The sequence below is a fragment of the Actinomyces sp. S6-Spd3 genome, assembly GCF_000758755.1.
Lineage (GTDB): Bacteria > Actinomycetota > Actinomycetes > Actinomycetales > Actinomycetaceae > Pauljensenia.
The window spans coordinates 1-531 of record NZ_JRMV01000002.1 but is presented as its reverse complement, the minus strand read 5'-3'; the positions used below and the strand labels follow the sequence as shown (position 1 = coordinate 531).

The 531-nt window shown below is 53.7% G+C and carries 1 protein-coding gene; it reads right to left on the bottom strand.

The annotated features are described in order from the left end of the window. A partial coding sequence (locus tag HMPREF1627_RS00010; protein ID WP_324606561.1) for a sulfatase-like hydrolase/transferase occupies window positions 1-503 on the bottom strand: 503 nt, incomplete at its 3' end. Window positions 504-531 lie beyond the last annotated feature (28 nt).

Genomic DNA, 531 nt, shown 5'->3' with positions numbered 1-531 from the left:
GCAACAAAACGGGCGCGGTCGTGAATATCGAAACCTCCATGCCGCTGGTAGTACCTGTCCAGTCCGCCCCAGGATGCCGTTGAAGCTTGCATGAATGTGGTGTTGTAACCACCTTTTTTGAGGATGTCGCCAATGGTTGTGAAATCTGGGTAGGAGAAATCGCTACCTGCTGTTCCGGACGCGAGCATGGGTACGCCGGCTTGCATTGCGATCATGCCGGCCACGGAGTGGCCGGTTGCGTACAGCTGGTCAGGGCCTCCAAATTTGTCGGTGTTTGACCAGGAGATTCCCGTCTCGCTAAGCGCCGCAAGTTCGGGCATTAGATTTTGATCCATGTAGCCGCCCAAATCTTTGGAATAGTAGGAGTTCTCAACCGACTCCATGTAAATGTGCACCAGGTTGCGCTTGTGGGCGGGTAGCTTCACGTTGTCCGCGGTGGGAGCAACATAGTTGTCCTCCAAATAGCTGGAGGTGGTGAAGAATAACTGCGCTGCTTCTTTCATAGGTAGCCTCGCGTAAGAGTAGGCAAAA